Here is a 25320-nt window from a genome sequence, read left to right on the forward strand (position 1 = left end):
GAAATTCAAAAAGTGAGGTACATATGCGCAATCTCAACCAGGAAAATATCACTGAGGCGGTGATCCAGAGCTTCGATGGTGCGCCAAACGCCCGGCTCAGAGATATCTTGTCGGTCCTTGTCCTGCATCTTCACGCGTTTGCAAGAGAAGTTCAACTCACCGAGGAAGAGTGGACACAGGGAATCGAATTTCTGACCCGTTGCGGCCATATCACGGACGAAAAACGTCAGGAATTCATCTTGCTGTCTGATGTGTTGGGCCTGTCGATGCTGACCGTGGCCATGAACAATGAGAAGAGTGCGGGCTGCACTGAATCGACCGTATTCGGTCCTTTCCATGTAAGCAATGCACCACACTACGAACTGGGTGAAGACATTTCAAATGGCGCCCGCGGGACACCTTGCCTAGTTCGGGGCGTGATCCGCGGCCTTGACGGAAAACCTGTTCCCGGAGCGGAGATAGACGTCTGGCAATCCGACGAGGATGGGCTCTACGATGTGCAATACGCTGATCTTGATCACGCGCAGGCTCGAGGCATCCTTACGAGCGACATCGAGGGAAAATACAGTTTCCGTTCCGTTCTTCCGGTCCCGTACGCTATTCCCAATGACGGGCCGGTAGGGCAGATGCTGGATCAGGCGGGACGTCATCCCTGGCGACCGGCGCACCTGCATTTTATGATCACTGCGCCAGGCTATCAGACCCTTATCACGCACGTCTTCAGGGAAGATAGCGACTACATCGACAGCGATGCGGTCTTTGGCGTGCGACAGTCGTTGATCTGCCAGTGGGGACGTGAGAACGACGGTTCATATCTGCTCGAGTACGACTTCGTATTGCAGCCCGTTGCGCCAGATGAGCTTGCCAAGCCAGTATCACAATGCGAAACTACAACGTAACATAGGCGCTCACACGCTTTTCTCAGGATTCGATTCTCAGGGCTTCCACATGGTCGCAAAGAATGAAGGTGAAGGCAAATCGTCTGGCCGCGTCGACAGCAGTACCGACCGCGTGCTTAGCATTCTCGACCTGTTCACCGAGCAAAACCCGGTATGGCGGCCCGAGGTCCTCATGGAAAGGCTGGGCGTGGCACGGGCGACCATGTATCGGTATCTCAGGGCGCTCGTGGAAACTGGCTTTCTTACGCCTGATGGCGGAGGCGGGTACTCCCTCGGCCCGCGCTTCATCGAGATGGACAGACAGATTCGGCTTGCTGATCCATTGCTGCAGGTTGCGCGCCCAGTCATGCGAGGATTGAGGCCTGACTTCTCAGGCGACATCCTGCTCTGTCGATACTATGGGCAAAGCGTCATGAGCATCCTGGAAGATCGGGCTGACCCCAAGATTCTCGCAAATAGTGTGCTTGATCGCGGTCGACCCTTCCCGCTTTTTCTCGGCGCGCCCTCTCGGATCATTCTGGCTAATCTCACCGAGCAACAGCAACAGCGTCTGTTTTTGCGACACACGCAGGACATTACCGCTGCAGGGCTCGGACAAAACTGGCTGGAATTCCGCAACAAAATGCGAGGAATGGTCGAGCGCGGCTACGCAGTAGCAAGCGACATCGATAAGGACCTGATCGGTATTTCATCTGCGGTTTTTTTGCCATCGGGCGAGGTTACCGGCAGTCTTTGTCTGGTGAAGATGCGCCAGGAAGTGAGCGAGGCGGACATTGCAGCGTTTGGCGCGAAGGTGTTCGCCGCGGCGACCGAAATTTCCGGGTGCCTTCGGAAGCGACTCGACACAGCTGTTGTTCCGCGCGAGAAAGGGAAGTTGAAGGCGGACTCCATTGCTCGTCGATCGAGCAAATCTGGCAGCACCGGAGGGGCATCTCCCCGGAGCAAGGCTCGTCGCGTGGTTGAGACGGAGTGAGGCCCACTTCGTCGTAACGTTGGCGTTTCGGACCAACTGGAGCCCGCGCATCAAAGGCCGCGTTTTGACATACCAATATCCTGCCGCGGCCGGGCGCTCGCTCGTCGAATTCTGGCTGTAGTACTCTCAAAACTGCGGCACGGCGGGTGTTTTCCAGGCGACCAGCTCGGTTTTTGCGATTTGATGTCTGGATGTCGTCAAGAGACTGAGTGACGGCCGATGGGGGCCGGTGAGGCGCGCATGACACGCGCCAATCGCGAAGTTAGAACTTCTGGATGATACCCATCGCCGCAAAGAACTGACTCGCCGACGAAGAGGGGGTGTTATTCATTCCATCTCCCACGGAAGCCGTCGCACGAATGATACTGGTGGTTCCGTTCGCATCGACACTAAAGGTTCGTCCTAGAGCTCGTTGATATCCCTCGACGAAGTAAAAACCGGTCCGCTTTGACACAGCGTAGTATTGAGCCATGCTGAACTGGTGATAGCGAGCGGAATCGGAGATGCCGTTCGCTTTCGAAGCGCTCGTGTAGGAATAGCCGCCGGCAATATCAAGGGCGACAGATGGCTTCCAGTGAGCGACCCCTCCGACAGTGTTGAAGATTGCTTCGTCCCTGAAGCCCGAATTAATACCTGGCACATACTGCACGTTGGAATACGAGATCGAGATGTCGAAACTTGGGCTGAATACCCAGGCACCATCGACCGCGACCCGCTGCTGCGCTTGAGCGTTTCGGTAACCATAGTTGATTGCCGAGACCGCCGGTTCGCCAGGTGTGTTGGCTGTCGATTCGGTGCCCCATGCTCCGCCACCCAACGCAGAGTTGTTGATGCGCTGAAAGCCAGCCGCGATTCCAAAGGTTCCATTGGTGTATTGCGCAGCCGCGTTGTAAGTGGAACCGCGGTTAAAACTTCCAGGTACGCCACCGATCGCGTACGAGCCGCCGATCGTCAGGCCTCGGTACGTAGGCGAAATATAGACGATCTGGTTATTGACGCGGTACAGCGTATCTAAAGAATCGATGTCCCCAGGGTGCGCGCCGGCATAGCCACCCAGCCATTTCGTCGGAGCGTACGGAAAGAGCAACGTGTAATACGGCGTATATTGGCGGCCGAACGTGACGGTCCCATAGTGAGGATTGGTGACACCAATAAAAGACTGCTTTCCAAACATCGTTCCACTATAGGCTACGGCGCCAGTGGTGGAATTAAAGCCTGATTCCAGCGTAAAAATTGCGGCCGTTTCCGCTCCAAGGTCCTCTTTGCCTGTCAAGCCAAAACGGCTCCCGGCCCAGACTCCGTTTACCATCTTGACGCTCGATCGACCACCAGAGGTAGATCCCAAGGTCGTTTGACTGCTCTGGTATCCGATTCCCGCATCCACGATCCCGTACAGCGTGACAGTGCTCTGGGCGAACACAACGTTTGAAGCAGTTGCAGTAACCGCTGCTAATGCGACAGCACGTTTCCTCATTTCGTCTCCTCAAACTGAAAATCGTTCTAACTAAGCGTAAAGTTTGACCATTCTTGAATGCAAATACATAGGTGCGCGAATAAATACGCAAATGGCCGACCTCAATTCGCAATCGATTCGGGAAGGTATCCGCCTTGACCGACGCCTTGGGCCGTGTGGGAATACCACGCTCGACCCGAGAAGCGCGATCGGAGTCAACTCACTCCAAGATCGTGTATCGGATTTTGATGTGGCATTTGAAGTATCGCAATATGAGACTAACCCTTAGACCCATTTCTGACAAAATGCTTTCGACTAGTGGTAAGGGGAGGGAGGAGGGGACGGCTGAGCGAGGGAAATCGATCGGCGCGGGGCGAAAAAGACAGGCGCGCAGGAATTGGTTCGGAAATAGCAGGGCGTCGGTCTGCGTACCCTTCGTAGTGCAAGCCGCGAGACTTGCATAATGAACAAAACACCTCGGCTTCGCCCCTATCGAACCAGTCGCCATGCTGGGGCGCCGGCGGATATGCCCCACGGGCTTGCCGGCGCAACAGCTACCCAGCCTACACCCCTGAATTGGGTCGTCTCGTGTGCCAATTCGTACAACGCTGGAATGCGGCTCCTGCCGCGAGGATCGCCTCTTCACCCAATCTCGGCCCGACGAACTGAATTGAGAGGGGAATGTGTCTGTCATCCATCCCTGCCGGTAGCGTCAACGCCGGATTTCCCGCCAGATTAAAGGGCACGGTAAATCGCACCAGCTCGGTGAAGGGCGATCGCGCAAGCACATTCCACTCCTCAACGGTTGGAATTGGCCAGACGGTGACTGGGATCAGCATGACATCGATGTTGCGGAAAACCTTATGCAGTTGATTAGTGAACGAGTGGCGCAACTGAACTGCCCTGACGAGCTCTAGTGCGGACTCTCCGCGCCCTTGCTCAATGAGGGAAGCCAGAAGAGGCCCGTATTCGCCTGATGTTAGCGCCGGTGTAAATGCGACGTTAAACGACGGCGCAAGGTCAAGCGAGACAGTCAACAACAAAGGGGCCGCGCGGGCCCCTTTGTTGTGTGCGTCGTCGATCAGAACGGCGGGTCACGTTCGTTGAACAGCAGTTCGCGTTGCCGGCGATCCTCGCGCAGAACGTGCTGTATGTCGGGCAGATAGCGCGCGCAAATGAGTTCGCGCAAATCATCGAGTATTTCGAACACGGCGAGCGCCTGTTCGGGCGTCCAATCGTCGGACACCACGAAGCTCAAGCCGCGCGTTCGGCCTGAGGGCAACGGCGGGGCTTTCACGACTCACCTCCTTTCGCAGATTTGCCGGGACCGCGCTGGCGGGCGCGTTTGTCGGCCCGCTCACGCGCTTCCTTGAGACGGTACGACTCGCCCTCGATCGAGATGACCTCGGCTTGATGCACAAGGCGATCGACGAGCGAGACGACACAGGCGGCGTTCGGGAACACTTCATGCCATTCGGCAAACGGACGATTCGATGTGACGATGGTGCTGTTGTTCTGATATCTACGGCTGATCAGCTCGAACAGCAAATCGGCATGGCGATTGGAGTATGAGAGGTAGCCGACCTCATCGATTACCAGGACGTCAGGCGCAGCATAGCGACGCAAGCGCCGGCGCAGCGTTGAATCGCTATCGAGCGCGGCGAGTTCGCCCAGCATATTGCCGGCGGTAGTGAACAGCACCGTGTGTCCATGCACGAGCGCCTGATGCGCGACGTTCTTCGCCAGCGTTGATTTGCCCACGCCGTTCGGGCCGATGAGCACGACGTTGGCAGCGTCGTTCAGGAACCCGAGTGTCATCAACTCTTCGAGGGCGCCGCGATCACACCGTGATGGCCAACTCCAATCGAAGTCGCACAATGCCTTGAAGCCGCCCAGATGCGCGTCCTTGATGCGCCGCTCGAGCGAGCGACGGGCTCGCTCGTCTTCCTCCCACTGTACGAGCGGAGCGACCCAGGGCTCCTGCGCGACTTCAGCCCAGTGGGCCAGCAGCCCATGCAAACGCAATTCGTGCGCGCGCGTACGCAATGATTCAAGCGAGCTCATCGGGATCTCCAGCAAGTTGGTCATAAGTATCGAGCCGGTGCGGTTGGACCGGCGTGTCCTTCTGGCGCACGTGCGGCGGCAAGCACACGGCAAGCGGTGGCGGCAGTTGACGCGCTTCACGGCGCCGCTCCAGCGCAAGGCGCACAGCGTTGGGGTGCGGCACGCCGCTTTCGAGCGCATCGCCGATCGCAGCCTGCAATTGGGCGGCGCCGTAGCGATCGAGCAGGCGCAGCAGCGCCGCCGTGATGGTGCCCAGATTTGCACTGCGTTCGGCCGCGCGGCGCAGCAGATCCTCACTGGCGGGGGCAGCCCTGGCCAGGCGGTCCATGCCGCGATGATGACGGGCCTCGCGTTTGACGCCGACGAGCGTCTCGATGTGCGCCGGCTCTTCGATCTGCGCGCTGCGATCGTAACTGCGATCGTGACGCGCAATGACCTCGGCGCCGTCGAGCACGCGTACCTGTTCGAGATCAGCGCGCACAGTGAGCGTGCGCCGCACGTGCGTGTGCGGGATCGAGTAGTCGTTCAGATCGAAGCGCACGTAGGGCGTCTTGCCGACCTTGACGGCGAGGGTTTCCTCGACGGGATACGGGTTCTCCGGTAACGCAAGCAGCGTCGGCTGCTTCTGGGCAAACGCCTGGCGCACACTGATCGCCCGGTCTTCCGGGCACGGGCGATCGGCCGCCTGCGTGCGGCACCAATGCTCGGCCTGCGCATTCAGATCGTCTAGATCGACGAACTGCCTTGCTGCGAAGAACGCGTCGCGCACATGACGAATCGCACGCTCGACGCGCCCCTTCTCATTGCCGCGCGCAATCGCCACCGGTCTGGGTTCGAACCGATAGTGAGCGGCAAAGGCGAGCAGCGTCGGGTGGAAGCGAATCGCGTCGCCCCGGCGTTCGAGTACGGCGCTCTTGAGGTTGTCGTAGAGGATGACCCTGGCGAGTCCGCCCCAGTGCCTGAAGGCGCCGATATGGCCGCGCAGGAAGTTCTCCATGCGCGCGTCGAGGAAGAAGCGGAGATACAGATCGCGCGAGTACGAGAGCACCATCACGAAGGCCATCAGCGGCCGGCGCGCGCGGCCAATCTGCAGGTAACCGAAGTGACCCCAGTCGCATTGCATCTGTTCGCCGGGCAAGGTGCGCAGCCGCAGATACGCTTCGGCAGCCGGACGTGGCCGGTGCAGCGAGACCAGATGCCGGAAGTGCGTGGGGCCACCCTGATAGCCGCGCTCGCGCACCATGCCGTAAAGGCGACTGGCCGTGAGCGTCGGATACTTCTCGAGCGTCCGGCGAATGAACGGCAGGTATGGCTCGATCATCGAAGGCCGCGGCGCCGGACCGTGGCGCGGCAGGCCCGCCTGTGCGAGCACGCGTTTGACGGTGCCGCGATGCAAATACAGTTGCCGCGCGATCGTGCCGCAGCGCCACTTCTCAACGTGATAGAGCCGCAGGATATGCGCTTCGAGTTCAGCGTCAATCGTCACCTTCAGAGCCTCCCCGGAATCGATAGATGGAGCGAGGAGCTCGACGGCGCAACGGGCTCAGGCGCACGAACGGCGAACAGGCACAGCCGCATAGGTGGCAATGCGTTGTTGCCGGCGCCGATGCCGTGACGCGACGGTGAGTGACAGCGGCGCGCATCGAGTCCGCTGGCAGTAGAGCACTCGGCGCCGTCGCAGGTGAACCCTGATGCGTCACTTTATTGTGCTGCGCCCGATAGCGGCGGGCGCGCTGCGCATGGGCAAGACGCCCGCGACGGGAGCGCTGGTAACGCTGAGCCGCTTCGCGCAAGCTCGCGCGCCGGGCCGCTTGCGCACAGCCGCCGGCGCAATAGATCTGGCCTCGGTCACAGCGGCGGCAAATGAACACCTGCGTGCGGCAGCGGGCGCACAGGAAGAAACGGCCCGTGGGCAGCATCCCACCGGCAGCATTGCCTTCGGTCATCGGCGATCCCCGTAGAACGCCGAAGACAATGCGATAGACAGGGGCGCACGAGCCGTGGAATACTGCGGCTGCACGCGATCCTGTGTTAAGCCCCGTGGCTTTGCACTGCGACTTGTGTGGCGCGACTCCGGGGTGAACTTGGCGGTTTACCGGTGTCGCGCCAGTGGTTTCTTCGGCGCAGCGCCTTTCTACCGCAACTGCTTGCCGCCGTCATCTCCCAACGCGCTTTGCGCGTCTGCACTCGCCCTGCGGGCTCCTTACGACGCACAAAGCGCCATCAGTGCCCGGCTGCACGCTCCCTGCCATTCCTCAACGAGAAACCGCTCGTTTAGCGGATCAATTCCACGACGCCGTCGCTTAGTGTCGGATTTAGACCGGCGTTCACACCTGATCGCGAAGGAAAGGTCTCGGCATGTGCCAGCGCAGTTTCAGCTGAGCAAAGCGTTGTCCACCGCGACGTAACCTCGCGCCATTCCGGAAAATCCACATCCACCATGGTTGCCCCGAGATCGGCCATCGTCGACGCGGCTCGTTCCCATACCTTCACTACGGCAGGATCAACACCATCTGATGCATATGCCCGTGGCAGGCCGACTCGCAGGCCGCCGACTGGTGCGCGGGTGGCTGCCTCGTAGTCGGGTACCACGTCATGCAAAGCGGTCGGATCGTCTGCATCGGGTCCAGCAATTGCGTTCATCAGAATCGCGCAATCGGTTGCTGACCTAGCCAACGGTCCGACGTGATCCAAGGTTGAAGCCAGTTCGAACACGCCGTACCGGCTGACCCGTCCCCAAGTAGGTTTGAGTCCGGTTACACCGTTAGCGGCCGCAGGAAAACGGATCGAGCCGCCTGTATCCGAACAACTCGCCCGGGTTGCGGCCGCCTTCAAAGTCATTCGCACGATCCGGCGCAAACTCGTTTGCCCTTGCTGCCACGCCATTAAACAGCCGCCGATGCCGGGACTGCCAATCGAGCGGAGCATCGCCCACCCGAGTTTGCTCGCGGATATCCTCGTCGCGAAATACGCAGACCACCAGCCGTTGTATCGACAATCGGCAATCGCCGCTCGCGACGGCGTCACGCTTGACCGTGCCAGCATGGGGCGCTGGGTCGGCCAATGCGAAGCGTTGTGCACGCCGCTGATCGAGGCGCTGCGCCGATATACGGTGTCGGCCGCCAAACTGCATGCTGACGACACGCCGATTCCCGTGCTCGCACCGGGCAACAGGAAGACCCGAACCGGCCGTCTCTGGGTCTACGAACGCCGTCCGACACAACGCAGAAGGCCCTCGAATTCGTTGGCGCGTTGTACGACATTGAAGCTTCCATTCGCGGCATGCCTGCGGACGAACGGCTGCGAATACGGCAGGAGAAAGCCAAGCCACTGCTTCGCATCTACGAAGCGTGGCTCAAGACCAAGCTCGAAGCGTTGTCGTCGAAGTCTGACACAGCCAAGGCGATCAGCTACTCGCTTAATCAGTGGCGCGCGCTGACGCTCTATTGCGAAGACGGTACGCTCGAGATCGACAACAACATCGCGGAGAACGCGCTGCGCTGTGTGAGTTTGGGCCGCAAGAACTTCCTATTCGCGGGCTCCGACAGCGGTGGTGAACGTGCTGCTGCAATGTACTCATTGATTGGCACGTGCGCCCTCAACGACATCGATCCGCGCGCGTACCTAAACTATGTGTTGCCGAGAATCGCCGACCATAGAATCTCGGTCATCGACGAGCTCTTGCCATGGCGTGTGGCTGAACAGCTGCACGCAGCGGCCAGTTCACCACATCAAGATATCTAGCCGCTCCACCTGAGGCAATCATGCCCCAGGCGCGCACGCCTCTACACACGGCCTAGGCGAGCCGCTTACTCCTTTGTGAACACAGTGGCCAGAGCAATCGGTCAGTGACACCGCCGAAGCGGGAGGTCACGCTTAGGTGCGGCCCGCGGCAATGAGACAAAGGCACAGGACGATGGAGAAGAAATGTTGGCGACATATGGATTGAATATTGCCTATGCGTGCGCCGTGCTAGCGGTCACTACGGTAGGCCTGGGTATCGTATTCGGGTTGCTTGGCATACTGAATATGGCACATGGCGAGTTTGTGATGCTTGGAGCGTACTCCGCCGTCGCCACGCAACTGGCTGGTTTGCCGGCGTGGGTGGCAATTCCCCTCGCGATACTTGTGACGGGGATCGTGGGCTGGGTCGTTGAAAGAGTGCTTATCCGGCCGCTCTACAGCAGACCGTTCGATACGTTACTGGCGACGTGGGGGTTGGCCATCGTTATGCGCGAATCGGTTGCCGCTACATTTGGACGAGGCTACCGGGATGTACACGGTGTGACCGACCTGACGATCGGCATTCTTGGCCTTCAATATCCCGCGTACCGACTGCTGGTGATAGCGATCGTGATAGTGGCCTTCGGCATCGCCACCGTCTGGTATCGGCGAACGCTAACGGGTGCTGCTATACGCGGGCTGACTATGAATCCTGCACTCGCCCAATCAATGGGCCTGAATACCACAAGAATCTCGGCCACAGCGTTCATCACTGGAGTAGTGCTTGCCGGAATTTCTGGTGTTTTACTCGCGCCTGTTGTTCGGATTGATCCGTATATGGGTCTCGACTACCTTTTGAACTCTTTCTTCGTACTCGTGATTGGCGGCCTTGGAACCCTGCTCGGCTTGGGCGTTGGTACGTCGATTATCGGTGGCACCCAGACTGTCGTATCAGGCCTCATTGATCAGACTTTTGGCTATGGTGCGGTCTTGATCGTTTCCGTGTTCTTTCTTTGGAGTCGTCCGAATGGCCTCGTTGCGCGCAGCTGAGAATGCCGCCCAGCTGGCGGTAGCGCTGGTCCTTTTTAGCGTGCCTCTTTGGGCGGGAGATTATAACGCCAGCCAGATTGGTCTTTTCCTTCTATATGGCATGGCGACCCAGAGTGTGGCGCTATGCTGGGGACGTGTAGGTTTCCTTCCATTAGGACAGGCATTGTTTTTTGGCATCGGAGCTTATGCAAGCGCGCTAATACTTAAAGGGACACAACTGATGTCACCTGCAATAGTATTTCTATGCCTTGTACTTGCGATACTGGCGCCCGCGATAGTTGCATATGTCATTGCTATCGTAATTTTTTCGAAGCGTATCGACAGTGGCCCGTACTTTTCGTTAATAACCTTGGCGCTTTGCATGCTCGCCTATCTGCTGGTCAACCGATGGGCAGATGTTACAGGCGGATTTAACGGCCTCACAGGGGTGCCGGACCTGCCCGGAACGGATCGTTATAGCAGTCTCTATTATGTGATCGCCTCCCTAAGCGTTTGTGTAACCGCTCTTTTTAGCTGGCTCGCAAAACGCCCGATTGGCTTCTTATGGTCTGCGATAGCTCAAAACGAAGAGCGACTACAGTTTTTCGGATTCGCAACTCACAAACTGAAGGCAGTGGCGTTTGCGACAGCCGGCGCGGTCGCCGGACTAGGGGGCGCACTCTATGCGCCGCACGAAGGAATGGTGAGTCCACAGGCCATCGGAATTGTGCTGTCAACGCAATTCATAATCTGGGCTGCCGTCGAAGGAAAGAGCAGCCCGTTAGGCGCGCAATTGGGCGCGGTGATAGTTGGGCTTGTCGCGAGCGTCCTGCGAGATGTCTTCGCGTACTGGGAAGTGTTCGTGGCGCTCGGCTTCATAGCTGTTGTCCGCCTCTTCCCGGACGGGTTGGCGGGCGCATGCAGGCAACTCCTGACAGCGATCGGCATCCGACATACGTCGACAAGTCTCGCATACGCCGAACTCGCCCCGCGGGTGCGGCGCGCTTCTCTCGACGATAAAGAGAAACTCCTCGCGTTCGAGGATGTGAGAGTCGAGCAGGGAGGCGTGAAGATTCTTAACGGCCTCGAACTCGAAATCTCCCACGGGGCGTAACGTGTCTCATTGGCCCGAACGGAGCGGGAAAGACCTCAACCTTCAACGCAATGACAGGAAGGCTTGAAGTAAAGGCCGGAAGAATATGCTTCATGGGAACGGTCATTTCGAAAATGACAGCATGGGAAGTGGCGCGGCTTGGAGTCGGAAGAAAGTTTCAGATCCCGACGGTCTTTAGTTCGCTCAGCGTTGGAGAGAATCTTCTCATCGCACAATGGGCAAATCGAATCCGGCCGCTAGAACTGTTTAGCTACAAACCACTCAGGTGGTCGACGTCAGGCCTTCAACGAATGCTTCATCGTTTTCCATCTTTGGCGACAAGCGTCGAAGAGCTTGCCAGTACCTTGGCACAAGGAAACAGACAGGTGTTGGAGTTTGCCATGGTGGCGATCTCGGAACCTCGTTTGATGCTTCTGGATGAGCCGTGTGCTGGACTATCGGCGGACGAAACTCGCCAGATGATGGATGCGATCACCTGTACAGTCTCGGAACTCCAGGCATCATCAGTGGTAATTGAGCATGACATGAGCGCCCTTGAGAAGATTGCTGATCATGTCGTGGTTCTTCATCAAGGCAAGCGACTTGCGACCGGTAGCCTGTCGTATATCCGTTCATCGGACGAGGTCCGCCAAGTCTACGCTGGAGGCAGAAAGTGAGCATCGTTCACGCCGTAAAATTTTTCTCATTTAGCTCCATTTTCGCGGGTTACGGTGACACCAATGTGCTCAAGGGTATAAGCGCATCGGTAGGAGAGGGTGAGGTGTTAGGCATTTTGGGTAGAAATGGTGTAGGAAAATCCACATTGCTTAAGGCACTAACCGGAGTGGTTCGTCCAACGTCCGGCGTAATATCCGTCTCAGGAAGGGATGTCACATCAGTTGCTCCGAATCGTCGCCGAGCCATTGGGATAAGCTACGCCCCCCAGGAGCGGGTGGTGTTTGATGGTTTAACGGTGGCGGACAACCTCGCTCTTCCGTTCTCGCGGCGTGGCTCGACACCGTACGAGGATATGCTCGCGGACTTCCCGCGACTTTTCGAGCGTGCGCAACAACTCGCCGGGAAGTTAAGCGGTGGAGAAAAGAAAATCCTCTCGTTTGTGCGGGTAATCTCCGAAAGATCGCCCATCACGCTGATCGACGAACCATCAGAAGGCGTGGCGCAGGAAAATCTGGAACGCATGGCAAGGATAATTCGAGCTAGAGCGGCTGAAGGTGCATCCTTCATCATCGTTGAGCAGAACCTCGACTTTCTGATGTCTGTAGCAGATAGATATCTAGGGCTGGATCACGGAGAAGTGGTACTGGAAAGCACTGAACAGGTAACAACAAAGGCTGAGCTCGAAAGCGTTCTATGTGTTTAGTCACAGGAAGTGCGCCTCGATAGACCCATTTCGCAGATCGATCCCTCGCAGCCCAAAGAAGTCCTGGATATGGTTACTCGGCGAAGATCGCTCGCCCCGATGAGACGGCTTCGGTCCAAGGGGTTCAGCCTGTCGGCAGTCCAGTATTCGGCATCGTCCCTCTCTCAACGAGAGGGCACTCTTTAGCGTTCTGCCTTACAAAGCGTTATGAAAATTTCCCGTTTCTTATATTTAGGATACCTATTTATCATCCTATCTTAATTGGAGTGGATCGCGTGAAAATCAAATTTGCCGTTCTTTTGCTGACTATGAGTGTTGCGTCGACTTCGCGTGCCGATAAGGTATCGGGCGTGACTTTATATGGACATGTGGTTTCTGGGTTAGATTACGTCACAAACGTAGCGCAACCAGACGGCTCGTCAAAGAACGTTTCAGGTTTGGGAGCAATCAGTACACCAACAGCCAATGGGGGCTCACAGGAACTGAAGATTTAGGCGGAGGATACGCCGCAGTATTCAAACTTGAAAATGGATTTACAGCTGGAACGGGGGGAGAAGGTGAGTCGGGATTCAGTCGCTATGCGTATGTGGGCTTGGCTAGCGATCGATATGGAAGTCTTTGGATGGGTAGGGCAATGAGTCTTACCGATGAGATTGGCTTTTACCTTGATCCGTTCGGCGAGCAAGCGACGGGCATTGCCAATTTGGTGAATGGACGGGCATGGGGAGCACGGTCAAACGCGGTGACCTTCAACTCCGCGAAATTTGGCGGCTTTTCTTTTCGCTTGCAGCGAGGCTTCGGCAATGTTGCGGGAAGTTTCCGGGCAAGCAGCTCGACCAGCGCCAGCGTTACGTATACGAGCGCTAGTGTGGGCTTATACGGCGTTTATGAAGAAATTCGTGACGATAACGGTAGGCTATCCTCTCTCTACGGTGCATCCCGGGAATTCATGGCTGGCGCAACATATGCATTCAATAGCGCCAAATTCTATGCGGGCTACGCCCAGCTTTATTCATCCGGTAAAGACACTCTCCCGGATAGTCTGAATCCAGTCGGCGCGACGCGAGCGAACCAGGAGTGGGTCGGGCTAACGTATCAGTTGACCCCTGCGCTAATCCTCGAGTCAGCTGTATTTCACGGAAACGTGAATCATGGCGGAGGGAGCGCGACGTTGGGCGTTCTGGGCGCGAATTATTCATTGTCCAAACGCACAATGTTATACAGCACGCTCGGGCTCATGTTTAATCGCGGTCAGGCTCAGTTTCCGGTAGAAACTGGAAACTCCGCCCCATTGCCAGGGAAAAACCAACAGGGAGTCTACGCGGGGGTGATGCACTATTTCTGACAGGCATCAGTCGCGATGATGGAGCATCACTACTAGTAGATTTCGTAGCATGAAAGGCTTGGGCTTGAGGAAACAATCCCAGCCTTTCATGCCGGCTTAGCGATCGAATATCAAACCGCTTCGACCGTCAGGTGTGATATTTCGTGGACCGATCGTAGCCGCTCGTGAACGGTTCGCGCCGATACACTTCCCTGAGTGTGAACGCTGACGATAGCAGCGAGTGCCTGAGGTCCAATTTGCCATACATGAAGATCAACGAGTTCTGTATCTCCGTGTAAAGATAAAATGTCACGGATCTCATGGGCAACGTGTTCATCGGTCTTATCCAACAACACATCCGCGGTATCCCTCATCAGTGTCCATGCCCACCGGGCAATAACGACTGATCCAACAATACCCATAACTGGATCGAGCCAGATCCAACCAAGATAACGACCGGCAAGCAGAGCGGCGATAGCCAATATGGAAGTTAGGGCATCCGCGAGAACATGCACATACGCTGATCTCAGGTTGTTGTCCGTGTGGTGCTCATGCTCGTGATGATGATGCCCATGGTGCCCGTGTCCCGCCGATAACAGAAACGCGCTTACGATATTGACAATCAGCCCGACGATAGCAATCGCGATCGCGTTACCGAACTCTACGCGCGTCGGAGTAACCAACCTGAATATTGATTCAATACAGATACCGAGTGAGACAAGCGCGAGAATCAGCGCCGAGGCGAAGCCGGCGAGTTCGCCGACCTTGCCTGTTCCAAAGCTAAACGCCCGATTAAGAGCATTCCGTTTCGCGTATGCATAGGCCAATACTGCTATGCCCAATGCCCCGGCGTGTGTTGCCATATGGAAACCGTCTGCGAGCAGCGCCATGGACCCGGTAAGGTAACCGGCGACAATCTCGCCCACCATCATCAGGAAGGTAAGCGCAACGACAGATCGGGTGCGGCGGGCGTTTTCGTCGTGCGACTCGCCCAAAAAAGAATGCTCGTGGTCGGAGCTGCTGTTTTTCGTATCCTTCATGCTATTCGCTATCTTGAAAATTACTTTGAATATCGGCGAATTGCCTCAATCAAAACATCCACTCCTTCAGCTCGCTGCTCGATTGTAAGATCCGGATGCGCCACGTGCTCGCGGGCGTGAGATTCAATAATCTCGTCCAGCAAGCCATTCATGGCGCCACGAGTCGCCGCGACAAGGTGGAGTACCTTTTCGCATCCCGCTTCTGCTTCAATTGAACGCTCGATCGCCTGAACCTGTCCGGCGATTCGCCGGACTCGCTTTAGGAGATCGTCCTTCTGACTAGCTAGATGCCCCATACCTATACCCCCTATGGGTATCGATTGTAGCAGCTTTCGGAGATGTGTGAGGAAGTGGGGGGGAACGCAGCGTCAAGTGGTCAGCGACCCAGACGGGAAGAGCTGAGGGCGGTTGATTTGCGACGAGGGTAACATCGAGCCGGATCTGCACGGCTTTTTTATGAACGGACGGTGGTGGCGCGTGCCACGCCTTCCGAACATGGTTTTGTGACGGGTGGTTTCGACTCCGAAAGTCGCATCCGTCAAATCAGCGTGGCACCATCGGCGCAGCAACATCGAAGAATCACTGGTCCTGCGTTCAAGCGCATGGGATGGGTTCCCACTTCCAATCGGGAATTACGCGGATGGGAGAACACGTTGATAGATAGCGAAGGCAAGCTGTCCGGGTAGCCCGGCGATTGTTGCGCCGGTAACGAGGCGTCTGCTGTGCAGACGCCTGGTTGCCAACTAAGGTGCGCTTAACCGCGCACCGTTGTCAGAATTGTTGAATAATCCCAACGCCTCCGAAGAATTGACTGGCCGACGAGGACGGTGTGCCGTTCATACCATCACCGATCGATGCAGTCGCCCGGATAACGCCGCCTATACCATTGGAATCAACGGTAAAAGTCTGTCCGCTAGCGTGTTGGTACGCCTCCACGACATAAATGCCAGTCCGTTTTGAGAGGGCATAATACTGCGAGAGACTAAACTGATGATAGTGCGCCGCATTCGTAATGCCGTTTGCTTTTGTCGCGCTCGTATAGGAATAGCCGCCCGCGACATCTAATGCGACCATTGGTTTCCAGTGCAACACACCGCCGGCGGTGTTAAAGATCGCTTCATCTTTGAATACGGAATTTGTTCCCGGCGTATATTGGACGTTTGAAAACGAGAACGATACGTCTAACGTCTGCGTGAACTTCCATCCCGTCGTTACAGCTACCCGCTGTTGAGCCTGCGCGTTTCGATATCCATAATTGATCGCGGAAACGGCAGGTTCACCGGGTGTGTTCGCCGTGGAATCCGCGCCCCAGGCACCACCACCAACTGCCGAGTTGTTGATACGCTGAAAACCCGCTGAAATCCCAAAAGGCCCATTCATATATTGAACGGCCGCAGTGTAAGTGGAGCCTCTGTTGACGCTCCCGGGTACACCACCAAACGCATATGATCCACCAACGGTCAGACCTCGAAAGCTCGGGGAAATATAAACGAGTTCGTTGTTGATTCGATACAGCGTGTCCAGGGAGTCGATATCGCCTGGATGCGCGCCTGTATATCCCGTAAGCCATTTCGTTGGGCTGTTTGGAAACAGGAGAGTGTAGTACGGAGTGTATTGACGTCCGATCGTCACCGTACCGAAATCGGGGTTGTCGAAACCCACATACGCCTGTTTTCCAAACATCGTTCCGGAATATGAAACCTGGCCAGTGGTCGGGCTGAAACCGGACTCAAGCCTGAAAATTGCGTTCGTTCCTCCGCCCAGCGCTTCCTTTCCTACAACTCCAAACCGGCTACCCGCCCAGACCGCATTGACCATCTTGACCGCAGAGTGCCCTCCAGTGGTCGATCCGAGTGAGGTTTGACTGCTCAGATAGCCAAAACCTGCGTCTACTATCCCGTAGAGTGTCACAGAGTTTTGTGCACTTGCAAGGTCGCTCGCCAGCCCCGCTGCGATCGCTATGAAAACCACTCTCTTTTTCATATTGTCTCCTCTGCCGAATACGCGACGCTTAAATCGTCAATTGTGAAAAAATCATGCAAAACTATTCGTAATCCTAAATACAGAAAATATTCTTGATCCGATTCTTAATCGACCATATTAGGATGATCGACGGAACACTAATTGATATCCGTCAGCTGTCCTCAGAGAAATGCGTGTTGAATCCATCCCAAACGCTGTCGTAATCTTCCTGTCGATGCGGGGCACTCAATGCGGTTGCTGTCGGACGGAAAACATGACGACTCTCAAACATGAAAGCCAGCGTGTTATCGAGTTTGTGCGGCTCAAGCTTTGCATTGCTTGCCTTCTCGAAGGTCGCAGCATCAGGGCCGTGCGGGAGCATGCAGTTATGCAGGCTTATGCCACCCGGTACAAATCCTTCAGCTTTCGCATCATAGACGCCCCGTACGAGTCCCATGAGTTCGCTCATCACGTTTCGATGAAACCATGGTGGTCGGAACGTGTCTTCGGCCACCAGCCAGCGCGGTGGGAAGATAACAAAGTCGCAGTTTGCAACACCGGGAGTGTCGGTGCCCGAGGTAAGTACGGTGTAGATTGAAGGATCGGGATGGTCAAAGGTGATTGTCCCGACTGCCATAAAACGTGCGAGGTCGTACTTAAACGGGACAAGATTTCCATGCCACGCGACCACATCTAACGGCGAATGTTGCTGCGTTGTTTCCCAGAGATTTCCCATAAAGCGGTTAACGATCCGAACCGGACGATCGTTTGCGTCGAAGGCCGCGACGGGCGCGAGAAAGTCACGAGCATTTGCGAGGCCATTGCTCCCGATCGGTCCCAATTCAGGAAGACGGAACGGAGCACCGTAGTTCTCACAGATATATCCGTAAGCCGTGTCATCACGTAGGTCAACCCGGCAGCGCAGGCCGCGCGGGATGATTGCAATTTCGCCTGGAGCGACCGCAAGTTTTCCCAGTTCCGTATGGATCAGCAACGCGCCGGATTGAGGAACAACCAGCATCTCCCCATCTGAATTGACCATGTATCGATCGTTCATCGACACATTTGCGCGATACACATGGACAGCGCATCCTGTCTGCGTTCCTACGTCGCCGTTGCCTGCAACTGTTGCTATCCCGTCGACGAAGTCCGCTTGTCCGTCGGGCATGGGCCAAGGATTCCAACGAAGGCGGTTTGCCGGTGTCTCGGCGTCGTGGAAGGGTGCGCTTTGCCAATAACCGTTTGCAACGCGTCGCATCGTGCCTTGCATCGCGGCGGGCCGACGGCGATACATCCACGTGCGCAGGTTGTGGTCACGAGGTGCAGTAAATGCAGCTCCAGAAAGGAGTTCCGCATAGAGACCGTGTGGCGCACGCTGCGGGGAATTGCGTCCAACGGGGAGGGCACCAGGTAGTGCTTCGCTCTCGAAGCGGTTTCCAAACCCGCTCATATAGCCGATGGTGGCTGTGCTATCCCGTGTGTTCACGCTTCGCCTCCTTGCCATTGGGGCGTGAAAAATGAGGCTGGCTTGAGGATGCGGGACTCTTGCGACTGCAAAAGAGGCAGCATCTTCTTAACGTATGCCCGAAAGCTTTCGTCGGCGATGAGCGTGGAGCGACGCTGCTCACGTTCGACCAGATCGGTGTACGCCCACATGTGCACAATCTGGTTCAGGCCGCCGATTTCAGTCGTGTAGTAACCGACCATGCGGCCGAGAATCCGTTTTTGCGTCTCAAGACCCTCGGCCTCATAGAGAGCAAGGTAGTCTCGCCACTTTCCCGGAAGGGTCGTGTAAATGCGCTGTTCAACTAACACGTCGAAAATCCTCAAGTTCAAGTTCGGTTAGCCGGGGCGATCGTTGCCGTGCACGATCCGAAGCCAATGCTCCTGAATCCCGGCCGAGCGCAATGACCGCGCAGGGTGATTTCATCTCCATCTTCAAGCCACGTCCGGATCTCCCCCGTGGGCAGGTGCAGAGGCCGACTACCCCCTTTGGTAATCTCGAGAAGGCTTCCCAATGCGTTGTCACCAGCCCCAGATACAGTGCCAGAACCAATGAGATCGCCGGTATCTAGCGAACTGCCATTGCTGGTGTGATGCGTCACCATCTGCCCGAAGGTCCAGTAAAGATCGGACGCGTCGGAACTGGATAGATGGAATGGCGCCGCTCCCGTTTCGCGCATTGCGCGGGTGCGAACGAAGGCCTCCAGCGTGACTTTTAAACCTCCTTCCAATCGGTCCGCGTCATCGGACAAATATTCGAGGGGAGAGGGGTCATCGGTCGGCCGGGCAAACGCCGGGGTGCGAAACGGAGCAAGCGCTTCTGCGGTGACGATCCACGGCGAGACGCTCGTTGCAAACGTTTTGGCAAGAAACGGACCGAGTGGCTGGTACTCCCATGCCTGAATATCACGCGCCGACCAGTCATTCAGAAGCGAAAACCCAAAGATGTGATCCCACGCGTGGCGGAGTTGAACGGGGTCTCCAGCCACGCTCGGGCTTCCGATATACGCACCCAGCTCAACTTCGTAATCGAGGCGCATCGCTGGGCCGAATGAGGGCAGCGGTTCCTGTGCGGCTTTCGTCTGTCCGTGAGGTCGGGTAACAGGAACTCCACTTACGCGGACGCTATTCGCCCGGCCGTTATAGCCGATTGGAACGTGCTTGTAGTTCGGAAGCAGGGGAGCATCGGGCCGGAACAGACTGCCGGCATTCGTCGCATGATGGATTGACGCAAAGAAATCGGTGTAGCCAGCAATGCGGACGGGCGACAAAATGCAGCAGTCCGCGGCTGCCGAAAGCGCGCTTTGAAGCGTGTTTTGTCCGGTTGCGTTGCCTTCAGTGAGCAATTCAACTAGTCGCGCTCGAAGCGCACTGACAGAGGCGTTGCCGAGCGCCATCAACTTGTTTAACGACGAGTTGTCACACGCGTACGCTGCATCTCGCGCAATCCCGTCGAAAGCAGAAATGCATTTGCTGACATCGAGAATGGACTCGCCGATCGCGACGCCGCAGAAAATTCGGTCTGCTTGTCGCACAACGCCAAACGGGAGATTTTGGATCGGGAATTCGGTTCCGTCGAAATTCGCCGACGGCACCCAGCTTCGTCGAGAAGGATCGTGTGTCTGATTCAGGAGGACGCTCACAATGTAAATCCTCCGTCGATTACGATGTGCGTGCCTGTTGCCGTCCTGAGATGGCTGATGCAGGCAAGGGCCGCAGTCGCCACGTCATCCGGAGTCACAATCCGCCCAAGCGGGGTCTTCGCCGCCTTGTCTTCAAGCTCGTCGCGGTTTCGCCCACCGACGAAGTCGGTATCAACAGAAGCCGGAGAAACACAAAGAAAGCGAATTCCCTTACCAAATGCCCTCGCGAACGACTTCGTCATGACGTCAACTGCAGCCTTAGACGCGCAATATGCGATGTTGCTGCCGGCACCTGTGAATGCGGAAACGGACGAGATATTCACAACCACTGCGTCGCCAGACTCTTCAAGCAAAGGAATGAGTGCGCGTGTGATGGCGAACGTTCCGCCGGCGTTTGCAAGCAGGATCTCATTAAATAGACTCGGATCAAGCGAATCGAGATCCCGATGGGGAATCCGACGCGTGTAGCCTGCCGAGTTGATCAGGATATCGACCTTGCCAGCCTGGGCACCCAACTCTTTCACAAGTACGTCGAGGGGATAGCCTTCGTCGGTCGCAACCAGAGGTATCTGCATGCAGCGATGTCCCGATCCGGGAAGTGTGCGCCTGATTTCCTCGGCTCGTTGAGCGCCCGAGTTGTAGCCGATAACGACCTGTGCTCCTTGAACGGCGAGTTGCCGAACGCATGCGGCACCAATGCCGCTGCTTCCACCGGTCACCACCGCGAGCTTGCCGGCGAGTGTGCCTTGGAGGTGGCTGTCGTTATCGCGAAGCTTTGAATGTTCATTCATCGACTTACTCTTTTCCAGATTGGCAGCTACGACAAAATCTGTCACAGCGATTCTTCCGATTGGTTCTTAACTAGCGAACCGCCCACGGTAATGCGAATGTCCGATTAACGAACACGAATCGAGATTGTGCGCGGCCTGAAGGCAACTCATGAACAATTGCGATACGTTCACGTTGACCTGGCAAGCTGCACTGGAGCTCCGACGGCAGCACGCAGTTTCGTTTCTACCGTTTTCACTGCTTTTTTCAACGATTCGGCGGTGAACGCGATCTTTCTTTCCGTCATCCGCTGACTCAAGGCCGCTACACTTAATGCAGCGATGGGCTGCCCGAAGCTGTTGCAGATAGGAACCCCCACTGCAGCGATCCCGAGCGTCACGCGATTACGGATAACCGACATACCACGGGCACGAGCTTGCAAGCAGGCCGTCTCGACCTCATCCACACTAAGGTGGCCAAATGCGGGCAGCGAAGCGGCGATCCGATTGAATATTTCATGCCTCTCGTCGTCGCCAACGGCTGAAAGGATTGCCATGCCGCCGGCTCCTACTCCAAGAGGGCGCCGACTACCGATCTCCAGCACAAGTGCACGCACTGGAAAGCTGCCCTCACAACGGTGCATGCATACCGCTTCAAAGCCGCTACGAACGACCAGATAGGCGGTGTCACCCGTAGTCTCGGCAAGGGATTCCATTTGAGGCTGACATACGTCCCGGATATCGTGCATCGTTGAGCATGCGACACCCAACTCAAACGCGAGGGGTCCGAGTCGATATCTTCGGGTTTCACCGCTATGCTGAACAAGTCCCTCGCTCAGCAGTTGACGCAGAACCCGGTGTACCGTCGGGTGAGGTATACCCGTTTTACCTGTAAGCTCTGTCAGTGCGAGGCCGCGAGATCCCGCCGTCGCTAGCAATTTGAGCAACAAGACCCCGCGTTTCAGTGAGCCGGCATCTGAGATTTCTGCGACGCTGTTCATCCTGTGGTCCCAACTCTACTTTTGGTGCAGGGAATTACACTTTCAACGCGCGTTTAACCTGCGCTGGTCTCGAGGCCTTTTACGACTTCTCCGAGCGCGACTGAAGATTCAAACCACGCCGTTACCCCGCCAACTTCGATTGTGATAGCTGCAGCTTCGATAATTTCACCTGGAGTGGCGCCAGCCTTCGCGGCAAATTGTGCGTGGCGAGCCGCCAACGGGGGTTTGCCATCCGCTGCATTGACTGCCGTCAGGATCAGGTGCACCTCGCGCTCGCTGAGCGCGTTCTGGTTCCAGGCGTTGTTACGAATTGTCAAATAGCGCGCAAGCGCTTTAGGCGCATACTTTGCAAGCGGAGCTGCCCACTCGGGAAGGTCTCCATCCGACATCAATTGCACTAGTGCTTCGTCGACAGTTAGCGTGCTCGGACTCGGGTTTGGCGCGGGCGGGTGCTCCCCCTTCTTGAGTAACGCCGCTGCCATGAGATCAGCAGGCCCGAAGCCGCGCGAGCTGAGAATGAGCGATGCGGCGGCCCATGCGGTATCAGGATGAACACCGCTTTCGAGCGCACGACTCATTTCCACGTGTGTTTCTGATGGCCAGCCTTTCACGGCATGCGATGCTGCGAGAATCAGGGCTTTGAAGCCGGGCTGCAGATAGCCTGTCTCGCGGCTGGTCTCTTTGAGGCCGGCCCAGTCAATAGCGTCGCCGACTTTTTCAGTTTCGTTCGTCATCTGTTTGTCCTCAGTGGTGAGCAATGGATGCATCCTGATCACCGGCTGGCTACTGGCTTCGCCGATGTACTGTGGAAGTCGCTTTCCAACGTGTAACGCTCATATTCGGCGACTGACATGGGGGTGGCGTTTGGATCTCCGAGCTTTTCGAGCGGAATGCGCGAGGTCTCCTTCGCCGTCCATGCTCCGATCGCGGCGAGCACACAACTGACCATGCAGATTGAGCCGACGGTCAGCGGAACGGCGTCGACGGAACCTTTGGTGGCAATCATGCTGCTGAGGGCAGGGAAGAACGCCGTGAGTGCATAGCCCACCTGGGTCGGGAATGCGACCGCACTGACTCGCACGCTCGTCGGGAACAATTCCTGAAAGAACGCGGGGAAGACGGCGTTATAGCCCTGATAAATAACCCCCCACATCACCACAGCCGTCGCCAGAGCCATATATGGCAGGCGTGCGTTGATGAAGTAGAGGAATGCGTACATGAAAAGGCCCGAGCCAAGAGCACCCGCAACAAATACGGGCCTGCGACCGACGACATCGGACAGTCGTCCCACGAACGGGATGATCAGCACCGCAACGGCGTTTCCGATCACCGGAATCCAGAGAAAAGTCGTTTTGTCGAGATTCAAGCCGTACGTCGGTTGTGTTGCATACGCAGTTCCGAACACGGTCACCGTCACGAACACCGCGCTCACGAAGATCATCAGGAAAACGCGGCCCATGTTCGCTTTGTGAGTACGGAATGCCTCGCGCAACGGACTAGCTGGAACGTCGTGACGTGATTGTTCCTCTTGGAATGCGGGAGTTTCATCAACGCTGCGGCGGATGAGATACCCGATCAATACGACGACAGCACTGAACATAAAGGGGATACGCCAGCCCCAGCTTTGCAGCGCAGCCTCTCCGAGGAGTTTGGGCATAGGAAGAAACGCGGCTGCGGCAAGCAACTGCCCGGCGATGTTGCCCTGGATGGTGAAGCTGCAGAAGTAACCACGCCTTCCGAACGGTGAATGCTCAAGCACCATCGCGGCTGCTCCTGATTGCTCACCGGCGACCGCAATGCCCTGGATCAGACGCAGAAGGACAAGCAGAACGGGAGCCCAGAGGCCGATTTGGTTATATGTAGGCAGACAGCCAACAAGGAAGGTTGCTGTGCCCATCATCAACATCGAGATGACAAGCACGCTCTTTCGTCCATGTTTGTCACCCCACTGACCCATGATGATTGCACCGATCGGACGTGCAAGGTATGCGACACCAAACGTGCCGAGGGAGGCAGCAACAGAAACCACGGGGTTACCCGTAGGGAAAAACTGCTGTGGGAAAATCAATGCAGTCGCGGTGGCATAGATGAAGAAGTCGTAGTATTCGAGCACACTACCAATCCAACCACTCCATGCCGCTTTTCGCGGATTTTTTTCAACGGTGGCGGCCGACATGGAACGCGCGGCCGATGGGAAATTGCGATTGTTTGGCACAAGCTGTCTCCTGTAACTGCTGACGGTGTGTATCGTTCCGGTATCGGACGAGGCACTTATTTTCTGCTTCGTTTTCGTGTATTCGAGTTTTTACGATAGCATTGGGCCGAGTGCGCCGACTTACCCAAAACGCCTCAAGTTCGCCTCAACACAAATCGTTGCCGTCGACGTGTCCGTTTAATGGACGTTCCCCTCCCGGGCGACCAGACAAACTTCCCGGTGCACCCACTCGATAAACGGGTCCAGACTTAATTTCGTCTGAGCCGGTGCTTTGTCCGTTATACCGCCAAACGCCTAAAGAACGCCTCATGCGACGCAAGTCCCGTTTTTCGGCAGATCCGGCTGATACCATCCCTATCAATTCGATTCGTTCGGACAACATGGGAGATGCTGTGATGCAGGAGCTGGTCGGTAACACGTTTGGATATTTACACCTCGCGTCTTTGACGAGCGCGTTCGATGCGCTCGCGGCTGCCGGATTCTCAAAAACGGAAATCGTCGTGTCGGAGCCCCACTTCGATATGTTGCGAGCCAGCGACGCGGAAATGTCCGCTTTGAAGCATTACGCGGACGACGCGGGGATCAAGGTGGTGTCGATTAATCCCGGGGGACAAGACCTCGTGAGTGCAAACCGCGACATTCGTGCGCTCGCGGCACAGACCTACGACAAGGGTCTCGATTTTGCTGCGACCATGGGGGCGGATGTCCTAGTCGTCGTGCCGGGGCGACGTAGTCCACTGTCTCCGATGCCGCTTGATCGTGCAATGGGCTACTTTGACGAGACGCTTGATCGGTTATTGCAGCGATCAAGGTTAATGGGCATCACGTTGGCGCTTGAAACATGCCCGTTCGATTTCCTTAGTTCCATTCAGGAGTTGCGTGTTGTGCTCGAACGCCACGGTAACACCGGCCTCGGATTGACACTCGACGTCGCGAATGTGTATTTCTCAAAGTTGGATGTAGCCGACCAGGTCGCCGCATCGGTTGGTGCCCTCAAGATGGTTCACGTCAGTGACACGACGAAAACGAGGTGGTCACATTCTGCGATCGGAGACGGGGAGATCGACTTTGCTGCGGTATCGCAAGCTCTGACGCGGATAGGCTACACGGGTGTCTCATCGTACGAACTCGCAGACGGGAAAAATCCCACCAGTCGGCTTGAGGGCGACCTTCAGGCATGGCGCGAAGCGGGTTTCGCACCGGTACGCTAAGCCGCCCTGTTCTTAAATACCCAGACATTTCCCCGATCT

Annotated in this window: 25 protein-coding genes and 1 pseudogene; 10 read left to right on the forward strand and 16 right to left on the reverse strand. The window is 56.6% G+C overall.

Annotated features, from left to right (window positions below; all coding sequences use genetic code 11):
* Window positions 1–23: 23 nt before the first annotated feature.
* Window positions 24–899: an intradiol ring-cleavage dioxygenase gene (locus U4Y90_RS11470; protein ID WP_321794688.1), complete on the forward strand. Its 876-nt coding sequence runs from the start codon at window positions 24–26 to the stop codon at window positions 897–899.
* 49 nt (window positions 900–948) lie between these two features.
* On the forward strand, window positions 949–1872 hold the full coding sequence (locus U4Y90_RS11475) for an IclR family transcriptional regulator (RefSeq protein WP_321794689.1): 924 nt from the start codon (window positions 949–951) through the stop codon (window positions 1870–1872).
* A gap of 262 nt (window positions 1873–2134) precedes the next feature.
* On the opposite strand, the gene U4Y90_RS11480 is transcribed toward U4Y90_RS11475, so the two are convergent.
* From U4Y90_RS11480 to istA, 5 genes are all read right to left on the reverse strand, one after another.
* On the reverse strand, window positions 2135–3346 hold the full coding sequence (locus tag U4Y90_RS11480; protein ID WP_321794690.1) for a porin: 1212 nt from the start codon (window positions 3344–3346) through the stop codon (window positions 2135–2137).
* Window positions 3347–3888: 542 nt separating this feature from the next.
* Window positions 3889–4368 carry an amidase family protein gene (locus U4Y90_RS36095; RefSeq protein WP_415749328.1) on the reverse strand — a complete coding sequence of 160 codons (480 nt, stop codon included), beginning with the start codon at window positions 4366–4368 and terminating at the stop codon, window positions 3889–3891.
* A 38-nt stretch (window positions 4369–4406) separates the two neighbouring features.
* Complete coding sequence (locus U4Y90_RS11485) at window positions 4407–4622, reverse strand: hypothetical protein (RefSeq protein ID WP_187609829.1); 216 nt, start codon at window positions 4620–4622, stop codon at window positions 4407–4409.
* Window positions 4619–5389 carry an IS21-like element helper ATPase IstB gene (gene istB, locus U4Y90_RS11490; protein ID WP_321794691.1) on the reverse strand — a complete coding sequence of 257 codons (771 nt, stop codon included), beginning with the start codon at window positions 5387–5389 and terminating at the stop codon, window positions 4619–4621. The genes U4Y90_RS11485 and istB overlap by 4 nt, the downstream gene beginning before the upstream one ends.
* Window positions 5376–6875: an IS21 family transposase gene (gene istA / locus U4Y90_RS11495; protein ID WP_321794692.1), complete on the reverse strand. Its 1500-nt coding sequence runs from the start codon at window positions 6873–6875 to the stop codon at window positions 5376–5378. Before istA ends, istB begins: the two co-directional genes overlap by 14 nt.
* Window positions 6876–7080: 205 nt before the next feature.
* Here istA and U4Y90_RS11500 point away from each other — a divergent pair, with 205 nt between their 5' ends.
* Window positions 7081–7350 (forward strand): hypothetical protein, encoded by a 270-nt coding sequence (locus tag U4Y90_RS11500; RefSeq protein WP_187609870.1) that lies wholly within the window; start codon window positions 7081–7083, stop codon window positions 7348–7350.
* A 313-nt stretch (window positions 7351–7663) separates the two neighbouring features.
* On the opposite strand, the gene U4Y90_RS11505 is transcribed toward U4Y90_RS11500, so the two are convergent.
* A complete protein-coding gene (locus tag U4Y90_RS11505; protein WP_321794693.1) occupies window positions 7664–8275 on the reverse strand; it encodes an amidase in 612 nt (203 codons plus the stop codon).
* Between U4Y90_RS11505 and U4Y90_RS11510 the strand changes: the two are divergent.
* The 6 genes and pseudogenes from U4Y90_RS11510 to U4Y90_RS11535 all read left to right on the forward strand — a co-directional run.
* A pseudogene (locus tag U4Y90_RS11510) lies at window positions 8190–9133 on the forward strand (IS66 family transposase); the annotation flags it as partial. The gene U4Y90_RS11505 and the pseudogene U4Y90_RS11510 sit on opposite strands and share 86 nt — an antisense overlap.
* A 183-nt stretch (window positions 9134–9316) precedes the next feature.
* Window positions 9317–10162 carry a branched-chain amino acid ABC transporter permease gene (locus U4Y90_RS11515; protein WP_321794694.1) on the forward strand — a complete coding sequence of 282 codons (846 nt, stop codon included), beginning with the start codon at window positions 9317–9319 and terminating at the stop codon, window positions 10160–10162.
* Window positions 10140–11255 (forward strand): branched-chain amino acid ABC transporter permease, encoded by a 1116-nt coding sequence (locus U4Y90_RS11520; protein WP_321794695.1) that lies wholly within the window; start codon window positions 10140–10142, stop codon window positions 11253–11255. The genes U4Y90_RS11515 and U4Y90_RS11520 overlap by 23 nt, the downstream gene beginning before the upstream one ends.
* Before the next feature lie 50 nt (window positions 11256–11305).
* Window positions 11306–11911, forward strand: a complete 606-nt coding sequence (locus tag U4Y90_RS11525) for an ATP-binding cassette domain-containing protein (protein ID WP_321794696.1) — start codon at window positions 11306–11308, stop codon at window positions 11909–11911.
* On the forward strand, window positions 11908–12615 hold the full coding sequence (locus U4Y90_RS11530; protein ID WP_321794697.1) for an ATP-binding cassette domain-containing protein: 708 nt from the start codon (window positions 11908–11910) through the stop codon (window positions 12613–12615). The genes U4Y90_RS11525 and U4Y90_RS11530 overlap by 4 nt, the downstream gene beginning before the upstream one ends.
* 358 nt (window positions 12616–12973) lie before the next feature.
* A complete protein-coding gene (locus U4Y90_RS11535) occupies window positions 12974–13960 on the forward strand; it encodes a porin (protein WP_321794808.1) in 987 nt (328 codons plus the stop codon).
* A 110-nt stretch (window positions 13961–14070) separates the two neighbouring features.
* Here the strand turns inward: U4Y90_RS11535 and dmeF are convergent, their stop codons facing one another.
* From dmeF to U4Y90_RS11585, 10 genes are all read right to left on the reverse strand, one after another.
* The gene (gene dmeF, locus U4Y90_RS11540) at window positions 14071–14979 is read right to left on the reverse strand and encodes a CDF family Co(II)/Ni(II) efflux transporter DmeF (RefSeq protein WP_321794698.1); all 909 of its coding nucleotides are present in this window, start codon (window positions 14977–14979) and stop codon (window positions 14071–14073) included.
* Window positions 14980–14999: 20 nt separating this feature from the next.
* On the reverse strand, window positions 15000–15275 hold the full coding sequence (locus U4Y90_RS11545; RefSeq protein ID WP_321794699.1) for a metal/formaldehyde-sensitive transcriptional repressor: 276 nt from the start codon (window positions 15273–15275) through the stop codon (window positions 15000–15002).
* A 475-nt stretch (window positions 15276–15750) separates the two neighbouring features.
* Window positions 15751–16962: a porin gene (locus U4Y90_RS11550; RefSeq protein ID WP_321794700.1), complete on the reverse strand. Its 1212-nt coding sequence runs from the start codon at window positions 16960–16962 to the stop codon at window positions 15751–15753.
* A 151-nt stretch (window positions 16963–17113) separates the two neighbouring features.
* A complete protein-coding gene (gene hmgA, locus U4Y90_RS11555; protein ID WP_321794809.1) occupies window positions 17114–18391 on the reverse strand; it encodes a homogentisate 1,2-dioxygenase in 1278 nt (425 codons plus the stop codon).
* A 32-nt stretch (window positions 18392–18423) separates the two neighbouring features.
* The gene (locus U4Y90_RS11560) at window positions 18424–18756 is read right to left on the reverse strand and encodes an NIPSNAP family protein (RefSeq protein ID WP_321794701.1); all 333 of its coding nucleotides are present in this window, start codon (window positions 18754–18756) and stop codon (window positions 18424–18426) included.
* A gap of 17 nt (window positions 18757–18773) precedes the next feature.
* On the reverse strand, window positions 18774–20087 hold the full coding sequence (gene fahA / locus U4Y90_RS11565; RefSeq protein WP_321794702.1) for a fumarylacetoacetase: 1314 nt from the start codon (window positions 20085–20087) through the stop codon (window positions 18774–18776).
* Window positions 20084–20923, reverse strand: a complete 840-nt coding sequence (locus U4Y90_RS11570; protein ID WP_321794703.1) for an SDR family oxidoreductase — start codon at window positions 20921–20923, stop codon at window positions 20084–20086. The genes fahA and U4Y90_RS11570 overlap by 4 nt, the downstream gene beginning before the upstream one ends.
* A gap of 122 nt (window positions 20924–21045) precedes the next feature.
* Window positions 21046–21855: an IclR family transcriptional regulator gene (locus U4Y90_RS11575; RefSeq protein ID WP_321794704.1), complete on the reverse strand. Its 810-nt coding sequence runs from the start codon at window positions 21853–21855 to the stop codon at window positions 21046–21048.
* A 53-nt stretch (window positions 21856–21908) separates the two neighbouring features.
* Window positions 21909–22589, reverse strand: coding sequence for a carboxymuconolactone decarboxylase family protein (locus U4Y90_RS11580; protein WP_321794705.1), 681 nt, complete (start codon window positions 22587–22589; stop codon window positions 21909–21911).
* Between the two features lie 38 nt (window positions 22590–22627).
* Window positions 22628–24070: an MFS transporter gene (locus U4Y90_RS11585; protein ID WP_321794706.1), complete on the reverse strand. Its 1443-nt coding sequence runs from the start codon at window positions 24068–24070 to the stop codon at window positions 22628–22630.
* A gap of 308 nt (window positions 24071–24378) precedes the next feature.
* Between U4Y90_RS11585 and U4Y90_RS11590 the strand changes: the two genes are divergently transcribed.
* Entirely contained in the window at window positions 24379–25281 is a 903-nt protein-coding gene (locus U4Y90_RS11590) for a sugar phosphate isomerase/epimerase family protein (protein ID WP_321794707.1), read from the forward strand.
* The last annotated feature ends 39 nt before the right edge of the window (window positions 25282–25320 follow it).

The organism is Caballeronia sp. J97 (assembly GCF_905220305.1).
GTDB lineage: Bacteria > Pseudomonadota > Gammaproteobacteria > Burkholderiales > Burkholderiaceae > Caballeronia.

Coding starts and splice junctions, on each gene's coding strand:
- U4Y90_RS11470 (WP_321794688.1), top strand. CDS start 24: ATGCGCAATCTCAACCAGGAAAATATCACTGAGGCGGTGATCCAGAGC.
- U4Y90_RS11475 (WP_321794689.1), top strand. CDS start 949: ATGGTCGCAAAGAATGAAGGTGAAGGCAAATCGTCTGGCCGCGTCGAC.
- U4Y90_RS11480 (WP_321794690.1), bottom strand. CDS start 3,346: ATGAGGAAACGTGCTGTCGCATTAGCAGCGGTTACTGCAACTGCTTCA.
- istB (WP_321794691.1), bottom strand. CDS start 5,389: ATGAGCTCGCTTGAATCATTGCGTACGCGCGCGCACGAATTGCGTTTG.
- U4Y90_RS11500 (WP_187609870.1), top strand. CDS start 7,081: ATGCGTCACTTTATTGTGCTGCGCCCGATAGCGGCGGGCGCGCTGCGC.
- U4Y90_RS11505 (WP_321794693.1), bottom strand. CDS start 8,275: ATGGCGTGGCAGCAAGGGCAAACGAGTTTGCGCCGGATCGTGCGAATG.
- U4Y90_RS11515 (WP_321794694.1), top strand. CDS start 9,317: ATGTTGGCGACATATGGATTGAATATTGCCTATGCGTGCGCCGTGCTA.
- U4Y90_RS11520 (WP_321794695.1), top strand. CDS start 10,140: ATGGCCTCGTTGCGCGCAGCTGAGAATGCCGCCCAGCTGGCGGTAGCG.
- U4Y90_RS11525 (WP_321794696.1), top strand. CDS start 11,306: ATGACAGGAAGGCTTGAAGTAAAGGCCGGAAGAATATGCTTCATGGGA.
- dmeF (WP_321794698.1), bottom strand. CDS start 14,979: ATGAAGGATACGAAAAACAGCAGCTCCGACCACGAGCATTCTTTTTTG.
- U4Y90_RS11545 (WP_321794699.1), bottom strand. CDS start 15,275: ATGGGGCATCTAGCTAGTCAGAAGGACGATCTCCTAAAGCGAGTCCGG.
- U4Y90_RS11550 (WP_321794700.1), bottom strand. CDS start 16,962: ATGAAAAAGAGAGTGGTTTTCATAGCGATCGCAGCGGGGCTGGCGAGC.
- hmgA (WP_321794809.1), bottom strand. CDS start 18,391: ATGAGCGGGTTTGGAAACCGCTTCGAGAGCGAAGCACTACCTGGTGCC.
- U4Y90_RS11575 (WP_321794704.1), bottom strand. CDS start 21,855: ATGAACAGCGTCGCAGAAATCTCAGATGCCGGCTCACTGAAACGCGGG.
- U4Y90_RS11580 (WP_321794705.1), bottom strand. CDS start 22,589: ATGACGAACGAAACTGAAAAAGTCGGCGACGCTATTGACTGGGCCGGC.
- U4Y90_RS11590 (WP_321794707.1), top strand. CDS start 24,379: ATGCGACGCAAGTCCCGTTTTTCGGCAGATCCGGCTGATACCATCCCT.